14 protein-coding genes are annotated in these 15,441 nt (G+C 54.3%); 11 read left to right on the forward strand and 3 right to left on the reverse strand.

Annotation, left to right across the window (positions count from 1 at the left end; genetic code table 11):
• The first annotated feature begins 54 nt into the window (after positions 1-54).
• The 8 genes from ACRBCU_RS01725 to ACRBCU_RS01760 all read left to right on the forward strand — a co-directional run bounded on the left by ACRBCU_RS01725 (position 55) and on the right by ACRBCU_RS01760 (position 7,541).
• A complete protein-coding gene (locus ACRBCU_RS01725) occupies positions 55-1,371 on the forward strand; it encodes an ABC transporter substrate-binding protein (RefSeq protein ID WP_431363628.1) in 1,317 nt (438 codons plus the stop codon).
• Between the two features lie 134 nt (positions 1,372-1,505).
• Positions 1,506-2,390 (forward strand): carbohydrate ABC transporter permease, encoded by an 885-nt coding sequence (locus tag ACRBCU_RS01730; RefSeq protein ID WP_431363629.1) that lies wholly within the window; start codon positions 1,506-1,508, stop codon positions 2,388-2,390.
• Entirely contained in the window at positions 2,387-3,307 is a 921-nt protein-coding gene (locus ACRBCU_RS01735; protein ID WP_431363630.1) for a carbohydrate ABC transporter permease, read from the forward strand. The genes ACRBCU_RS01730 and ACRBCU_RS01735 overlap by 4 nt, the downstream gene beginning before the upstream one ends.
• 23 nt (positions 3,308-3,330) lie before the next feature.
• Entirely contained in the window at positions 3,331-4,383 is a 1,053-nt protein-coding gene (locus tag ACRBCU_RS01740; protein WP_431363631.1) for an ABC transporter ATP-binding protein, read from the forward strand.
• Between the two features lie 195 nt (positions 4,384-4,578).
• Complete coding sequence (locus ACRBCU_RS01745; RefSeq protein WP_431363632.1) at positions 4,579-5,655, forward strand: 2,3-butanediol dehydrogenase; 1,077 nt, start codon at positions 4,579-4,581, stop codon at positions 5,653-5,655.
• A 142-nt stretch (positions 5,656-5,797) separates the two neighbouring features.
• A complete protein-coding gene (gene lipA / locus ACRBCU_RS01750) occupies positions 5,798-6,757 on the forward strand; it encodes a lipoyl synthase (RefSeq protein ID WP_431363722.1) in 960 nt (319 codons plus the stop codon).
• A gap of 83 nt (positions 6,758-6,840) precedes the next feature.
• On the forward strand, positions 6,841-7,185 hold the full coding sequence (locus ACRBCU_RS01755) for a Lin0512 family protein (protein WP_431363633.1): 345 nt from the start codon (positions 6,841-6,843) through the stop codon (positions 7,183-7,185).
• Positions 7,182-7,541, forward strand: coding sequence for a Lin0512 family protein (locus ACRBCU_RS01760; protein ID WP_431363634.1), 360 nt, complete (start codon positions 7,182-7,184; stop codon positions 7,539-7,541). Before ACRBCU_RS01755 ends, ACRBCU_RS01760 begins: the two co-directional genes overlap by 4 nt.
• Before the next feature lie 398 nt (positions 7,542-7,939).
• Here the strand turns inward: ACRBCU_RS01760 and ACRBCU_RS01765 are convergent, their stop codons facing one another.
• The 3 genes from ACRBCU_RS01765 to ACRBCU_RS01775 form a co-directional block, all read right to left on the reverse strand.
• Positions 7,940-11,047 (reverse strand): efflux RND transporter permease subunit, encoded by a 3,108-nt coding sequence (locus ACRBCU_RS01765; RefSeq protein ID WP_431363635.1) that lies wholly within the window; start codon positions 11,045-11,047, stop codon positions 7,940-7,942.
• Positions 11,044-12,195, reverse strand: a complete 1,152-nt coding sequence (locus ACRBCU_RS01770; protein ID WP_431363636.1) for an efflux RND transporter periplasmic adaptor subunit — start codon at positions 12,193-12,195, stop codon at positions 11,044-11,046. The genes ACRBCU_RS01765 and ACRBCU_RS01770 overlap by 4 nt, the downstream gene beginning before the upstream one ends.
• A 120-nt stretch (positions 12,196-12,315) precedes the next feature.
• Complete coding sequence (locus tag ACRBCU_RS01775; RefSeq protein WP_431363637.1) at positions 12,316-12,903, reverse strand: TetR/AcrR family transcriptional regulator; 588 nt, start codon at positions 12,901-12,903, stop codon at positions 12,316-12,318.
• A gap of 77 nt (positions 12,904-12,980) precedes the next feature.
• Between ACRBCU_RS01775 and ACRBCU_RS01780 the strand changes: the two genes are divergently transcribed.
• The 3 genes from ACRBCU_RS01780 (at position 12,981) to ACRBCU_RS01790 (ending at position 15,358) form a co-directional block, all read left to right on the forward strand.
• The gene (locus ACRBCU_RS01780; RefSeq protein ID WP_431363638.1) at positions 12,981-13,700 is read left to right on the forward strand and encodes a DUF1499 domain-containing protein; all 720 of its coding nucleotides are present in this window, start codon (positions 12,981-12,983) and stop codon (positions 13,698-13,700) included.
• 27 nt (positions 13,701-13,727) lie between these two features.
• Positions 13,728-14,252: a hypothetical protein gene (locus ACRBCU_RS01785; RefSeq protein WP_431363639.1), complete on the forward strand. Its 525-nt coding sequence runs from the start codon at positions 13,728-13,730 to the stop codon at positions 14,250-14,252.
• 206 nt (positions 14,253-14,458) lie between these two features.
• A complete protein-coding gene (locus ACRBCU_RS01790) occupies positions 14,459-15,358 on the forward strand; it encodes a LysR family transcriptional regulator (RefSeq protein ID WP_431363640.1) in 900 nt (299 codons plus the stop codon).
• The last annotated feature ends 83 nt before the right edge of the window (positions 15,359-15,441 follow it).

The raw sequence follows: 15,441 nt of genomic DNA on the forward strand, positions 1-15,441 counted from the left end.
AGGTGCGCTTTCGATGCCACCTGCACAAGACTAACAATGAATGGGAGGAAGATAATGACTGTCTCAAGAACGAAGGGTGTAATTAGTCGCAGAACGCTTTTGAAGACCGGAACCGCTGCTTTTGGTGGCACGGCGCTAACGGGTTTGGCCGCGCCAGTGCTTGCTCAGAGCACTGATGAATTGACGGTAATGATCGCGCAGCCACATGTTGGCGGCGCTGAGATTGCCGCACGAACGTTTAAAGAAAAAACCGGTGTGACTGTTAACATCGACGCCGTACCGATGGGCGCGATGTACCAGCAGGTCGCGCTTGATCAGCAGTCCGGTGCAAACCGTTACGATGTTTATCAAAACTGGTACTGCACCATCGGCGCTCTGGCTGCTAACGGTCTGGCCGTCGATATCACCGATATGATTGAACGCGATAAGGCTGAAGTGCAGCCCGATGACTTCATCCAGAACGTCTATGACGCCTATTCGCTATATGAAGACCGTCGCTACGCGCTGCCTTACGATGCAGACAACCACGCGCTCTACTACAATAAGGAACTGCTGGACCGTCTTGGCGCAGATCTGCCAAAGACTTGGGACGATCTGAACGCGCTGGCAGAACAAGCCACGTCGGAACTAAGCAGCGAAGGCATTCACGGCCACTCGTTGATGGGTATGCCTGTACCACTGTTGAATGTTTCGACATTTGCAAACCGTGTCGCCAACTTTGGTGCGAACTTCCTCGACGCAGAAGGTCGACCAGCGTTGAACACGCCTGAGATGCTGGCGGTTGCAGAAAACTACACTGCGATGTCCCCCCATGCGTCACCGACGCCGCCCGAGATCGGCTATGCCGAGGGTCTAGCGCTGTTCCTTGGTGGCCGGGTTGTGACCAAAGAAGGCTGGATGGATCTGGCGCTGAACGCTGCGCAAGACACAGATTCCGCGGTTAAAGACAGATGGGGCGTTGTTCCACTTCCAACGACAAGCGGAAACGCCGCCGACAGCCGCGCTGCATTGAATGCGGGCTTTGGTGTTTGTTTGTCGCCTCAATCTCAAAAGCAGGAAATCGCTTGGGAGTTCATCAAGTGGATTTCTGGCGTTGAAATGTGCTTGACGATGTCGGCAACCAACGGGACAGGCATTGACCCATTCCGCACCTCGACGATCCAGAACGCGACTTATCAAACAGCCGCGCCGCAGACGCATGAGATCATCGGTGACGCTTTGGCCAACGCAATGGCGTGGCCCACAGGTCCGGATGCGCCGCAGCTGCTGGAAATCCTGAGCCGCGATCTTGCCACGATGCTTGCTGGGCAGAAATCCCCAGAAGACACGATGAACGGCGTACAGCGCGCATGGGAGCGTATCCTGCGCTGATCATTCATCATTGCGCGTTGCCCTCCTCGGGCGGGCAACGCGTGTTTTGAAGACCACAGCACGTCGCTGTGAAATCGGCGCGATCGTGAAATCGAGCAAACATCCGCTGTTAAGACGAGGGGAGGGTAGGTGAAATGAGACCTTTAATTCGCAAAAGATCAACCGCGGGTTGGCTTATGCTGGTGCCGGTAATGGCCGGACTGGCCGCGTTTTTTGTATATCCATTGGTGTATTTGATCGCGTTGTCAGTCAGCCGATCAACACTGGCGAATACGTTTCAAAGTTATGATGGCTGGGAAAACTTCAGCTGGATGCTGACAGGTACGAGTTTTACCTCAAGTATCATTACAACCGTTATTTTTGCCGTTTCAGTTTCGGTGCTTCAACTGGTCTTGGGCTTGCTGATTGCCTATCTGTTGTTCACTTCGGTCAGAAACGGAAAGTTTCTACGCGCGATCATTTTGCTCCCCTTAATGACGCCGCCGGTCATGGTTGGCATCGCTTGGAAGCTGCTGCTCAGCCCGACTGGCTGGATCAATAGCCTGCTGTCTCGCGCTGGATTTATTGAGCAACCGATTTCGATCCTCGGGGACGGGCGATTTGCCTTTCCGTCGATAATGCTGGCGGACACTTGGCAATGGACGCCTTTCATTGTGATCCTTGCTTATGCCGCACTGCAATCCTTGCCAGAGGATGTCTTTGAAGCCGCAGCGCTGGACGGCGCGAATTCTCAGACGACGTTCTTTAAACTCACCTTGCCGATGCTGGCACCAGCTTTGCTGTCAATTTTGCTGATCCGCATGGTCATGGCCTTCAAGACCTTCGATTTGATCTTTGTTCTAACGCAAGGCGGGCCAGGCGGAGCCACAGATATGTCAACCTATGTGATCTGGCGCACTGCGTTGCAGGAGTTTGATCTCGGCCTTGCCGCAGCTCAAACGCTTTATTTTGCCGTTGTGATCTCGATCGTCACTTTGCCCATCGTGCTTCTAAACAACAAAGCGGAGGCCAGACTATGACCCAATCTATTCAGCAGCCCGTCTCGCCTGAAAACGGCAGAGAATTCGATTTCAAACCCGAATTGATCACGCTGTCAAAAACATGGACGCCAAAGGCTGAAAAGGGCCGTATGCGTCGGATGATCCTGGTCTGGTTGGCTCTTGCAGTGATAATCGTCTTCTTCATGCTTCCAATCGCTTACCTGGTCTCGACCTCGTTCAAGTCACCGGTCGACGTTGTCGAAGGCAACTTTCTTCCCGAAGCGGTCGAGGCCGAGAACTGGGTCGTCGCATTCACGCGCATACCGCTTTTGTCCTTTGTGTTGAACTCCATCCAAGCCGCAGCGCTTAGCGTGTTTGTCACGCTCGGTGTGGCCGTTATGGCGACCTATGCGATGCTAAAGCTGGAAGTGGGGAAATCCTTCCTGCCAGACATGATCCTTGCGTCTTATGTTGCGCCCCCGATCATCGCTTTGATCCCGCTGTTTGTCTTGATGCAGTCATTGGGGCTTTTGAACTCAACGGCGGGCATGGTCTTGATCTATGGCTTGATGAATGTGCCCGTGGCGTTCTGGCTAATGCGCAGCTACATTTTGCAGGTTCCCAAGGCATTGGACGAAGCGGCTTGGCTAGACGGAGCCAGCTACTTCCGCACGCTTTTGACCGTGACCGTTCCCTTGCTTTACCCGGCAATGATCGCAACGGGCCTGATCTGTTTCATATTGGCTTTCAACGAACTGCTCTTTGCTCAGGCAATGACGTTTGATGACAACAGCAGAACTTTGACTGTCGGCATCTCGCTCTTTCAGGGCGAGCGGCGAGTAAATTTTGGACACATGGCAGCAGCGTCAAGCGCTGGGATCATCCCTGTCTATTTCATCGCGCTGTTCTGCCAAAAATGGCTGATCGGTGGTTTGACGCAAGGCGGCGTCAAGTAAGTAAACAAACCGGAGATAACAAAATGGGCAAAATTGACATCATCAATGTAGAGAAGTTCTACGGCTCGTATCATGCACTTCGGGAAGTGTCGCTTTCTATCGAAGAGGGTGAGTTTATGGTCCTGGTCGGCCCGTCTGGGTGTGGGAAATCCACGCTTTTGCGGTCAATCGCTGGACTGGAAGACATTTCCGGCGGTGTGATTTCGGTCAATGATCAACCGATCAACGACTTGTCCCCCCAAGAACGCAACATCGCTATGGTGTTTCAGAATTACGCGCTCTACCCGCATCTAACTGTGAAGGACAATCTGGCGTTCAGTTTGAAAATTCACAAATTCGACAAGGCGGAAATAGAAAAACGTATCGCAAACGCGGCAGAGATGCTGGGGCTTACGGACTATCTGTCCCGCCGCCCGCGTGCTTTGTCAGGTGGACAGCGTCAACGCGTTGCAATGGGGCGCGCTATGGTGCGCGAACCCACAGCCTTCCTATTTGACGAACCTTTGTCGAACCTTGATGCCCGCTTGCGCGTCGAGATGAGATCGGAGATCCGAAATCTACAACGCACCCTTGGAACAACGGCCGTTTATGTCACCCACGATCAGGTCGAAGCTATGACGATGGGCGATAGAATTGCAGTGGTTAATCAAGGTGGGTTAGAACAGGTCGGCACCCCGCTCGATCTGTATCGCGATCCTAACAACATGTTTGTTGCGGGCTTCATCGGCTCACCTCCTATGAACTTTATCACAGCGCAAGCCTCTGGCGGCGTTGCGACGCTAAAGGATGGCCAACAGATCATGTTGCCGGTTCGAGCAGAGGGTGAAATCAAGATCGGTCTTCGTCCTGAACACATCTTCTTGGACAAGCAAGAGCATCACCATTCGCTGAACTGTAGCGAAAGTCGCCATTTCGATCTTGGGTCTTCGCTGCAATTTTTCTTTGACTTGTGCGGCGAAGAGATCGAAGTCTCTGCGAGCCGCGATGTGCGCACGCACACCAAGGCGGAGGTGAATATCCATTTCGACCCCGCTGACCTGTTGGTGTTTGGACCTGACACAAACAGAATTCGCTAAGCGCGTTCGAAGCGATTCACAATGCTGAAAGCCGGTTCCGAATGCTTGTAAAGCGGGCATAAGGGGCCGGCTTTTCTGCGATTGGGTCAAGTTCGAAGAGCATTCAGTCATAGGCGTGAGCTGTTTGCAAAATAGCTATGACTCCAGCGTTGGCACGCTTGTTGCTTATATTGATTATCAAGAGTGGAGGAAGAAATGAAAGCACTGAGATTTCACGCTGCCAAGGACCTACGGTTAGAGGATATTGAGGCACCCGCCGAAAAGCCCGCCGCAGGTCAGGTTCGCATTCGCAACAAATATGTCGGCATCTGCGGAACCGATCTGCATGAATACGCATACGGGCCGATCTTTATCCCGACCGAGCCGCATCCGTTTACAGGTGCGCAGGGGCCGCAAATTTTGGGTCACGAATATGGCGGTGTCGTTGATGCGGTGGGCGAAGGTGTCACTTCGGTCAAGCCGGGTGATCGCATTTCGGTTCAGCCACTGATTATGCCGCGCAGCGGTGATTACTATTCAGACCGTGGCTTGTTTCACCTGAGCGACGAGATCGCTGTGACGGGTCTCAGCTGGGGCTGGGGCGGTATGGCGGAATATTCCACGTTGAATGAATATAACGTCGCCAAAATCCCGGATGAAATGAGCGATGAAGAAGCCGCATTGGTAGAGCCGACTGCCGTGGCGGTCTATGCCTGCGATCGCGCTGGCGTACAGGCCGGGAATTCGGTTCTGGTCACTGGGGCAGGGCCCATCGGTGCTTTGACATTGATGGCGGCGCGCGCAGCAGGTGCAGGGCAGTTGTTTGTAACAGACCCGAACGACACGCGCTTGGATTTGGTTCGAAACATGGTCGACGGGATCACGACAATCAATCCAACCAAAGAAAACGTCGGCGAGGTCATTCGCGCCGCGACCGAAGGCGGTGTTGGCTGTGACATTGCTATCGAAGCGGTCGGCAATGAGCACGCATTGAAAGACTGTCTGGACGCCGTGCGCAAACAGGGCACTGTTGTCGTGACGGGATTGCACCCGCATGAAAACCCGCTGGACTGGTTCCAAGTGACCTTCAAGGATATCGATATACGTGGTTCTTGGTGCTATCCGACGTATTACTGGCCACGGGTGATCCAACTGATTTCAAGTGGCGCTCTCCCTGCCAAACAGGTCGTCACAAAGAAGACGACGCTGGATAAGGCCGTGACGGAAGGGTTCGATGCGCTTCTCGATCCGGGTGGGCAGCACCTGAAAATCCTGATCGACATCAACGGGTAATCAGAGCTTTGCCTCATATTGCTTTCTGATTGTCCAACTGCGTTCCGCCGTTCTTTTTGAGACCCCATGAATAGGCGGAACGCGACTGGTTGGACCTTGTAGGCAACCAAATTTTAACACGTACAGCGAAGGTAGGTTGCACATCGCTACCGCATTCCAAAAGTCGAAAGAACGCCATCCCGAAAAGGCAAAAGTAAAGGCTTCAAAGCCTTTGCCCAAACCCCCTTGGTTGCGCGTGCGTGCCCCCAGCGGTGATATGTTTGAAAAAACAAATGCCGAAGTGAAGGGCCAGCGCCTAACGACCGTCTGCGAGGAAGCCGCGTGCCCAAACATCGGTGAATGTTGGTCAAAATCGCACGCGACGTTCATGATTATGGGCGAGATTTGCACACGTGGCTGCGCGTTTTGTAACGTCGCCACGGGCAAACCCGACGCTCTCGATGTGTTCGAGCCCGCGCGCGTCGCTGCGACTGTCGCCAAAATGGGTCTGCGCCATGTGGTCATCACATCTGTGGATCGCGATGATCTGGACGATGGCGGCGCAGAGCATTTCGCCAGAACGCTAAACGCCATCCATCGCAAATCTCCTGAGACGACCACCGAGATCCTCACGCCGGACTTTCGCATGTCAGATGCGATGGCGCTTGAGACCGTGATGACGGCGCGGCCGGATGTTTTTAATCACAACATCGAAACCGTTCCGAGGCTTTATCTAAAGGTGCGCCCCGGCGCGCGGTATTTCGGATCGCTGTATCTGTTGAAACGCGCGAAGGACATGAACGCTGATGTTGCGACAAAATCTGGCCTGATGGTTGGCATGGGCGAAACCGAAGAAGAAATCTTTCAGGTGATGGATGACCTGCGCGCTGCTGAGGTCGATTTCCTGACGATTGGGCAATACCTGCAGCCGACGCCAAAGCACTATCCGGTTCACCGATACGTCACTCCGAATGAGTTTACCAAGCTTGAGCGCATCGCCAAAGCCAAGGGGTTTTCCATGGTCTCTGCCAGTCCCTTAACACGGTCCAGTTATCACGCCGAAGAAGACTTCGCGAAGCTAAAAATCGCGCGACAATCGATGAACTCAGCAAGCTCGCGCTAGGATGGGGCAAGGCGCAAGACACGCGAGCAGCGAACCACCGAATTGAAATTTTCGAAAACCGTAATATTGGGAGGTTAGAGACAATGCCAAAAACGCAATTTGCCGTTCAAATGGGCATGGGCACCGATCTAAAAGGGCAGGATTACACCAAAGCAGCGGCCCGCGCTGTGCATGATGCTTTGCATCGCAATTTTCTTGTCGCAGGTATGGCTTTCGATCTGCCTTTGGATGCGATGATCGTTGATATCCGCGTGGGCGTAGCCGATCCAGACGCTGTAGATTTGGACGTGGTCAAAGCCCAAGCACCGGTCGGAACAGTTTCGGCAGCAGCCGTAAAGGGCGGACTTGAAGTTAGCATGATGGGGCACAAAACCTTGATTGCAAATGCAATCGTTACCGTTTCCTACGATGTGGAGATACCCTCATGAAACCACTGATTTGTGAACTTGGAATGGGCGCGGATGTTCATGGTCATGATTATACCAAAGCTGCTTTGCGTGGCATTTCTGATGCCATCCGTCATAGCTCTTTGACCATATTTTATAATTACAAACACCCCTCCGAGATGCGTGTTGATGTGACGGTGGGTGTGCCTGAACCAGACAAAGTTGACAAAGAGGCCGTCGCCGCGGCGCTCCCTTTTGGCGATGTCCGCGTCACCGTTGTCAAAGGTGGTCTTGATGACAAGGGCATGGGGGGCGCTGAAGACATTACGCTTGCGGCAGTCGCGGTAAAAGCTTGGTTAGATACCGAGGGGCATGGATTCAAATTGTCGGACGGCTAAGTGCAAAATGAGCAATCGTTAGAGTGTGCATATGCAAAAACGGAGTGTTGCATGACGTCGGTTTTCACGCTCTCGGCTCTGGCGGGCAGTTGAATGTCGTTTTGTTCGTTCGTTGCTATTCGCGAGCTTCAAGCCTGTGCTCGCGAATAGCTGCGTATTTGGAAGACGAGTACGCGCAGGATAACTCCCAAAAATGAACCATGGGTGGCACCTGAATTTTGGCGAGCCAACCAACGAAAAGGCAACTTGGACCGCAGGAGCCGATTTCAGCTAAGAAATTTGCACTGTTTTTCTGCTTCAAAAGGGTTTCACCGAGACATTGCGCTTTTTGCCAATGCCACGGCTTGATTTCGCACGTTTCACAAAAGCTGCTATCGCTGCCGCGGCAAAGGTGCTGTTCAGATCTGCTCTGCCTCCGTAAACAGGTCGCGTTCTTGCTTTAAGCGGCGAGCCGACACGCCGGGTTCGGCGCCCCAAACGGTGATCCAGCGATAGAACACAGGCGTCAGCGACAAGGTGAATACGGTAGCGAAACCAAGCCCGCCGACAATGACCCACCCGACCGCCACGCGCGCTTCGGCACCAGCGCCAGTTGAAAGAACAAGAGGCAAGCCGCCAAAGACAGTGGACACCATTGTCATCATCACTGGCCGAATGCGAAGACGCAGGGCGTCTCGAATGGCGCTGTCGATGTCTTGGCCCGCTTCACGCAATTGGTTGGCGAATTCGACAATTAGAATGCCGTTCTTCGCCATGACCCCAATCAGTAGAACCAAACCGATCTGACTGTAATAGTTGAGCGAGCCGCCTGTGATCGAAATAGCCAGCAACGCGGCAGCAATGCCGAAAGGCACTGTCAACATAATCACGACTGCACTCGCAACGCTTTCGAATTGCGCGGCCAGAACAAGGAAGACCACAATCCCAGCGACGCCAAACACCAAATACATGCCCGATTGGCTATCGCCCAAAGACGCAGCCTCGCCTGTGTAAACAATCCCCATGCCCTCAGGCAGTGTTTCAGCGGCGAGCGCGTTTACGCGGGCCATAGCTGTGCCAAGATCAACGCCCTCGGGGAGGTTGGCCTGAACCGAGACAGCCAACGTGCCGCCCTGACGTTCGATCGAAGATTGGCTCACGATGGGGGTCAGTTTCGCAGTTGAAGAGAGGGGAACATATGCGCCGCTGGGCAGGCGGAGTTGGATGTTCTCAAGATCGTTGGGGTCATTGATGGGCGGCCCGCCGGGGACAACGCGTACGTCTGTTTCCGTATCCTCCAGAAAGACGCTGACCGCGACGGTGCCTTGGGTCAAGGCACTGATCGTTTTGGTAATGTCGGCTTCGTTCAGTCCAAAGACGCCTGCCATTTCCTGATCTACTGTGATTTCAAACTGCGCCTGAACGCTGTCGCCTGAAACCTGCGGATTGGAAAAGGTGTCGTCCTGAGCCATGACAGCAACAAGATCGGATGCGGCCTCTGTCATGTCGTCAACGTTGGTTCCGCTCACCGCAAACGTTAATCCGTTACCGCCGCCGCGAATATTCAGGCTGTTCGGTGATATTGCAAAAACCTGCACGCCGGGCACTGTCGAGAGCATGCCGTTGATCGGGCCCATCAACTCTTGCTGTGACCAATCGCGGTCTGCCCAATCTGGTAGGCGTGCAACAACGAAGGCAGTGGTGCCGCCACCGATGCCGATGATGCTTTGAACCGAGGTAATCTGGCCGCTCTGCTGAAACGGCGCGAGGATGTCTTCGATCTGGGCGATTTGTGAATCCAGATAACTCGCGGTCGTGTCTGAGGCACCGCGAGCTTGAACCAAAAAGAACCCGCGATCTTCTGTCGGCGTGATCGTTGACGTGAGCGTGTTGGCCGCGCCCAGAGCGATGAGAGCAAAGCCGAAAGCGACGGCCAGCACCATGAGGGGCGCGCGAATGGCGCGGTCAATCACCCAGTCGAATCCGCGAGAAAGGGGGCCGGGGGCTGCTTGGGGCGGTGATTTCTCGTTTTGCTTCCCGGGGTCCAGAAGGGCCGCCAAAACGGGTGCTAGTGTCAGCGCTGCAATCGACGATAACGTAACCGCGAAAGCCAGCACAAAGCCGAACTCGCTGAACACGCCGCCGGCCTGACCGGGGAGGAAGGAAATGGGAATAAACACTGCCGCAAGCGTTGCAGTGGTTGAAATGACGGCAAAGAAAACCTCGTTCGTGCCAGCAGCAGCGGCAGCGAAGGCACCCATGCCGTCTTTGCGTTTGCGCACGATATTTTCGACCACGACGATGGAGTCATCGACCACCATTCCTGTCGCAAGAACCAAAGCCAAGAGGCTGATTGTGTTGACCGAAAATCCCGTCAACCAGATGGCGGCTAAAGTGCCGATCAGGGCGACAGGAATGGTGATAGCGGGGATAAGCGTTGCGCGGAAGGATCGCAGGAACGCGAAAATAACAAGGATCACAATCCCTGTCGCCAAACCGATGGACTTGATCACCTCGCTCAAAGCGCCTTCGATGAATATGCCATCATCTGTTGAGACAATAAGATCGACACCATCGGGAAGAACATCTCGCAGTTCTTCTACGGCAATGTTTACTGCGCGCGAAATCTCTAGAGTGTTGCCTTCAGATTGGCGGGTGATATCCAGCCCGATGGCTGTTTGCCCGTTCACACGAGTTGACACCACGGTGTCTTCGGGCAGCAGTTGAACCAATGCCACATCCGAAATTCGCGTATTTGTGCCGATCAGGATGTCTCCAATGCTTTCCACAGTAACGTCAGCGTTTCCGACTTGCAGGGCAATCGTTTGGGCGCTGGTTTCAAGCTCGCCGAGCGGGGTATCATCGCGCAGGTTAGCAAGGGCTGCGGTCACGTCAAAAACCGTCAGTCCACGGCTTAGCAAAAGGCGGTCATCAAGGCTGACGCGAAACTCGTTGGAACGTTCTCCGCGGGTCGTAACTTCGGCGATACCGTCGATAAGCGATAGCCGATTGTAAATCGGGCCCTCCGCGAGGGCGGTCAGCTCATCCAGTGTCACATCCCCCAGCACGGCCAGACGAATAATCGCACTGGCGTTGCTGTCAGATTTCGAAACAGTCGGATCATCTTCAAGATCACCAGGAAGCTGGCGCACCGTTGCAGACACGATTTCGCGCGCCTCGTTGGCGGCTACGTCAATATCGGTTCCATCTGACAGGTCGATTGTGATGCTGCTTGATCCAGTTGAGGAACTGGATTCGATGTAGGACAGACCTTCGAGCGCGCTGAGAGCGTCCTCTAAGACCTGTGTGATTTCCTGATCCACTGTTGCAGGCGTCGCGCCTTCGTATTGAGTGCGGATTGAAAGAACGGGCTGATCGACATCGGGCATCTCGCGTACGTCGACAGAAGCAAGCGCAGCCAGACCAGCAATCAGGATCAATAGATTGACAACAAAGCCGAAGATAGGCCGCGCAACGAACAGATCGGCCAATCCAGTAGCCGCGCGTTGAATTGTAGGCGTGCTCATGTCGGTGCCCCATCTGACATTTGGCTTGCAGCATCCGCATCGGTGATTTGCGAGCCAGTCCTTAGCTTGTGCGCGCCTTCGGTTATGATCATGGTGCCGACGGGCAGATCGACATCTAACCAGGCGCTTTCATCGCGGCGATGCAGGATGGTCGCGGGGATACTCTGCGCTTTGCCATCTTTTTCGAACCAGACGCTCGCTCCATCGCGTGACCAAGTGATGGCCGTTGTTGGAACGACTGCCAATGGATCGCTAAGATCGCTGAGCCGCGCAGTGAAAGTCATGCCTGGCCAGAGGGTTGCATCGGGATTTTCGACGCGTGCCTTGACCGTCACGCTTCGGGTGACATCATCAATCCGGCTGTCAAATGATGCGATTTCACCGTGGAAAAAGCGGCCCGTCAGGGATGGGGTTCCTAGCGTGACTTCTCGCCCGATAGAGAGGAAGTTGACTGACCGTTCGGGCAGCTCGAACTCCACAAGGAGCGCGCTAGAATCGTCGATTGTGACAATGGGCGTGTTGGCGATGAGTAGATCGCCGACCTTAACATCGCTCAGCCCGACCTTTCCGGAAATGGGCGCGCGGATTGTGAGGTCTTCGAGAGCGAGCTCGGCTTGTGCGACATTGGCTTCAGCAAGGCGTTGGGCAAGCCGTGCTTCAGAGATCGTCACAGTCGTTACCGTCGAGTTTCCTGATTGTTGAAGTCGCTCATATCGAGCCACGGTTGCGTCTGCTTGTTCGAGCTCGCTCTGCGCGATATCAAGAGACAACGTAGCTGCGCGGGCGTCTAACTGGACCAACACGTCCCCTTGCAAGACCTGCGCGTTCGCGCTCAGGTTGACTTCGACAATCCGGCCAGAAACATCCGAAGTAACCGTTGCGCTGTTCACGGCTTGCGAATTGCCAATGGAGCGAAAAGTGTCCTCGAACGGCTGCTGTTTCAATGGGGTCAGGACTACGGTCGTCGCGCCGCCGCCGGGTTTGCCTTGCCCTCCTGGACCTCCTGGGCCACCCGGCCCGCCCGGGCCTTGCGCAACGGGGGCTTGCCCGTTAGCGCCCGTTGGTGCTGCGCCGGGAATCCCAAACGACCAAACATATGCACTTGCAATGATTGCGACTGACGCGATGACATAGATTAGTTTCTTCATATTTTGGCCTTTCGTCGAGCCATTGGCGCGGTGCTAGCGCGCCCATAGCCGGACGTGCGGTGGTTATACGCAGCACCAAACAAGTGCCGTCGTTTTTTCTTGGCGGGGAGAGACGGCAGTCTAGCCGCCGGTGTCAGAGAGCAGCCGTGAGGCGTCAATCAGCCCTTCCCAGACCTGATTCAATGCAGCGCCAAGGGTGATATTCTCTTCATGCTCCCAAAGGGCAATTGCGCCGCCAATCGCGCTTGTTGCGTTGTGAGCGAGCGCAGCTGCTGTTTGGCGATTGAACCCACGTTCGTAAAAAGTTGCCGCAAGCTCTTCGCGCTGGGCGGAGAGAAGCCCATCAAGGATTCCGCGGGCTTTCTCGTTGCTTCGAAGGATTTTGCCCACCATCCTCAGAATGGCCTCGTCTTTCGAGAGCGTTTCAATATGGCGGTCTAAAAGCTGCTTGATATCTACTGCCAAGAGGCCGGATCCATCGCGCAGCGCCTCTTTGCCGCTGTCGCTGAACTTCGGCGGGTGGCCGATCGCGGCGGCTTCCTTATTTGGGTAGTAGTTGAAGAACGTTCGCGTGCTGATGCCCGAGGCAACAGCGATCTCATCGGTTGTGACGCGCTCAAGGCCATTCTGCATAGCCAGTGCCAAGGTTGCCTTCTGGATATGAAGCGCCGTTTCCTGTCGCCTTTTTTCTCGTAACGGAAGTGTCATTTTATAAACCTTGCATAGTCTGCAATTATTGCATAGCAAGCAAAAAAATGTTGCGCAAGTCAAGGATTGGAAAGAAGATGAAACATCTAGGAAAACTCGCCCTGCTGGCCGCTGCCATTGGGGCAGCGGCCGCGGCGTTGATGGTATTTGGTGCGCGCTTGGGGTTATGGCAGCCGATAACGGGATTCGGTCTTTACCGTTCCTATTTCGACCTACTTGCGATTGGTGTCACCGCGGTGGGGCTTATTGCGCTGATTGTTCATCTTTTTCGAAAGGAAAAGGTGCCCGCAGCGTTTGGTGGTATTGCGGCCCTCATCGGTGTGGCCATGCTGGTGCCGATGATTTCTTCAACGCTTAACCCACCTGTAAGGGCGGCGCCGATAAATGACATTACAACAGACACGGCCAATCCCCCAGTCTTTCTTGTGTTGGATGAGACGCGGGAAGGAGCGCGCACCTCGCTCGCTTATGCTGGCGCGAAGGTCGCTGATATTCAGGTAACTGCTTACCCCGATATCGCGCCGCTAGAAACCAATCTAGATGCCGATTCCGCCTTCGTACGCGCCTTGGAAGTGGCCGAGGCGATGGGGTGGGATATTGTCGCAAAGGACGCTGAACACCGCCGCTTCGAAGCCACTGCCCGTACCTCCGTCTTTTATTTCGCTGATGATGTTGTTGTCGTGGTGAGTGAGCAAGAGAGTGGCAGCCGCGTAGATCTGCGCAGCGTGTCTCGTATCGGTCGCAGTGATCAAGGCATCAACGCAGCCCGCATTCGCGCGTTTCAACAAAAATTCTAACTCCGACCCTTTTGAAAGGATAGTCTAATGAAAACCACTACCCTCCTTTGCGCGACCTTGTGCCTGACGTTGCCGATGGCTTCATTTGCTGAGGTGCCGAAAATCCAGACCACAGGACCTATTATCCACCTTGCGGACAACCTTGATGAAGCGGAGATGCTTGGCTGGTGCATTGATACTGAAGGCCGCGAACTCAGCGACACACTCCATGCGCATTCATGTAAGCCAGTGGGCGATGATGTGCTTTTCACTTACGATGCGGATAGCGGCGCGATTGGCTCCGCGACCTATTTTGGCCTGTGCATGTCTTACAATGCCCCCCAAAACACCAAAAACCCCTTTGGCTTGATCGTTTGCGATCAGGCGGATGAAACCCAGCGGTTTGTTTATGATGATGCGAGCATGGAAATCCGTCTGGGTATGGATACCTCCCAATGCGTGACAGTATCGCCCACCATTGATAACGCTGGGCCATACCAATCCCGGGACCTGATACTGGCAGCCTGCGATTCCTTGGAGACACGCTTTAAGCAGTGGGTCATCCAACGCTAACACATTCGGAATCTGGCTGGAGCCATGCCAAACTCATGGTTTGGCTCCGCTTCCCCAGCTGCGCAGTACGAACTTCCCTTACTGATGGCTTCAGGCAAGTTGCGAGTTGGATGGCCGGCGAGCGGTCTTTCGGGCATTAAACGGCCTTGCTCAAGCCACCAGAGCGGATACCCTGAGTATCAACTGTTTTTATCGGTGGCCTCAAAATGATCAAAAGCCAAATCACACTCAAACAACTCGAGGCCTTTGCTTTCGTTGTTGATACGGGCACGTTTCGTGCTGCGGCCTCAACGCTTGGGACGACGCAGCCTAATATATCCGCCCGCATCGCTGCGCTGGAAGCAGCGCTCGATGTTACGTTGTTAATCCGCGATGCTGGCTCTGTGCGTTTGACCGCAGATGGCGACAGGCTGCTCAAGAAAACGCGAGACGTGCTATGGGCTGGTGAAGCTCTCATTGAAGAAGCAGGCCGTCAGGAATTGATTGAGGAAACCTTGCGGCTTGGCGTGACGGAACTCGTGGCTTGTACATGGTTGCAAGATTTCCTTCGGTTGATGAAGGAGGTCTATCCCAAGCTACGCATCCAGCTAGAAGTTGATCTTTCAACCGCGATTGATTCAAGGCTTATGGAAAGGCAGCTTGATCTGGCGCTCCAAACGGGGCCGTTCAAATCCAAGGCATTTACAAGCGAAGCGCTGGGCCAGGAAAACTATTGTTGGGTGGTGAATGCAGACCTGATCACGCAGGTGAGCGCGAAGTTAACTTTACCAGAGCTTTTTGACCTAACCGTTTTAACGCATGCCAAACACACACAGGCCTGCGCCGCCCTGCACAGCCTTGCAAAAGAGCGCGGATTGAAAGGGGAGCGGGTTGTGCATTCGAGCGCGTTGTCTGCATGTGTGCCGATGGCGCTTGAAGGGCTAGGGGTCGCGTTGTTGCCTGAACGGTTGATAGCGGCTGAGATTGCATCAGGCGAGCTACACCGAGTAGAGGCTGATTGGGTCCCTGAACCTTTGTCTTTTTATGCGCGCTATGCCCCGGCGCGGGCTGGCCTTTATGTCGAAAGAGCTGCGCAGATCGCGAAGGCTGCTATGCAGCTCTCTTAGATCAGCTAAATTGATTGGGGTGAAAATTTTAATCGATTTGATTTTTTGATACGTTTTGAGCCAACTGCGCGTCTATTCTGCAG

Origin of the sequence: Planktotalea sp., assembly GCF_050633725.1 — a bacterium.
In the GTDB taxonomy this organism is placed as follows: domain Bacteria; phylum Pseudomonadota; class Alphaproteobacteria; order Rhodobacterales; family Rhodobacteraceae; genus Planktotalea.

Bases quoted from the DNA above. Each gene is read 5' to 3' on its own strand.
- ACRBCU_RS01725 (WP_431363628.1), top strand. From the start codon at position 55: ATGACTGTCTCAAGAACGAAGGGTGTAATTAGTCGCAGAACGCTTTTG.
- ACRBCU_RS01730 (WP_431363629.1), top strand. From the start codon at position 1,506: ATGAGACCTTTAATTCGCAAAAGATCAACCGCGGGTTGGCTTATGCTG.
- ACRBCU_RS01735 (WP_431363630.1), top strand. From the start codon at position 2,387: ATGACCCAATCTATTCAGCAGCCCGTCTCGCCTGAAAACGGCAGAGAA.
- ACRBCU_RS01740 (WP_431363631.1), top strand. From the start codon at position 3,331: ATGGGCAAAATTGACATCATCAATGTAGAGAAGTTCTACGGCTCGTAT.
- ACRBCU_RS01745 (WP_431363632.1), top strand. From the start codon at position 4,579: ATGAAAGCACTGAGATTTCACGCTGCCAAGGACCTACGGTTAGAGGAT.
- ACRBCU_RS01755 (WP_431363633.1), top strand. From the start codon at position 6,841: ATGCCAAAAACGCAATTTGCCGTTCAAATGGGCATGGGCACCGATCTA.
- ACRBCU_RS01760 (WP_431363634.1), top strand. From the start codon at position 7,182: ATGAAACCACTGATTTGTGAACTTGGAATGGGCGCGGATGTTCATGGT.
- ACRBCU_RS01765 (WP_431363635.1), bottom strand. From the start codon at position 11,047: ATGAGCACGCCTACAATTCAACGCGCGGCTACTGGATTGGCCGATCTG.
- ACRBCU_RS01770 (WP_431363636.1), bottom strand. From the start codon at position 12,195: ATGAAGAAACTAATCTATGTCATCGCGTCAGTCGCAATCATTGCAAGT.
- ACRBCU_RS01775 (WP_431363637.1), bottom strand. From the start codon at position 12,903: ATGACACTTCCGTTACGAGAAAAAAGGCGACAGGAAACGGCGCTTCAT.
- ACRBCU_RS01780 (WP_431363638.1), top strand. From the start codon at position 12,981: ATGAAACATCTAGGAAAACTCGCCCTGCTGGCCGCTGCCATTGGGGCA.
- ACRBCU_RS01785 (WP_431363639.1), top strand. From the start codon at position 13,728: ATGAAAACCACTACCCTCCTTTGCGCGACCTTGTGCCTGACGTTGCCG.
- ACRBCU_RS01790 (WP_431363640.1), top strand. From the start codon at position 14,459: ATGATCAAAAGCCAAATCACACTCAAACAACTCGAGGCCTTTGCTTTC.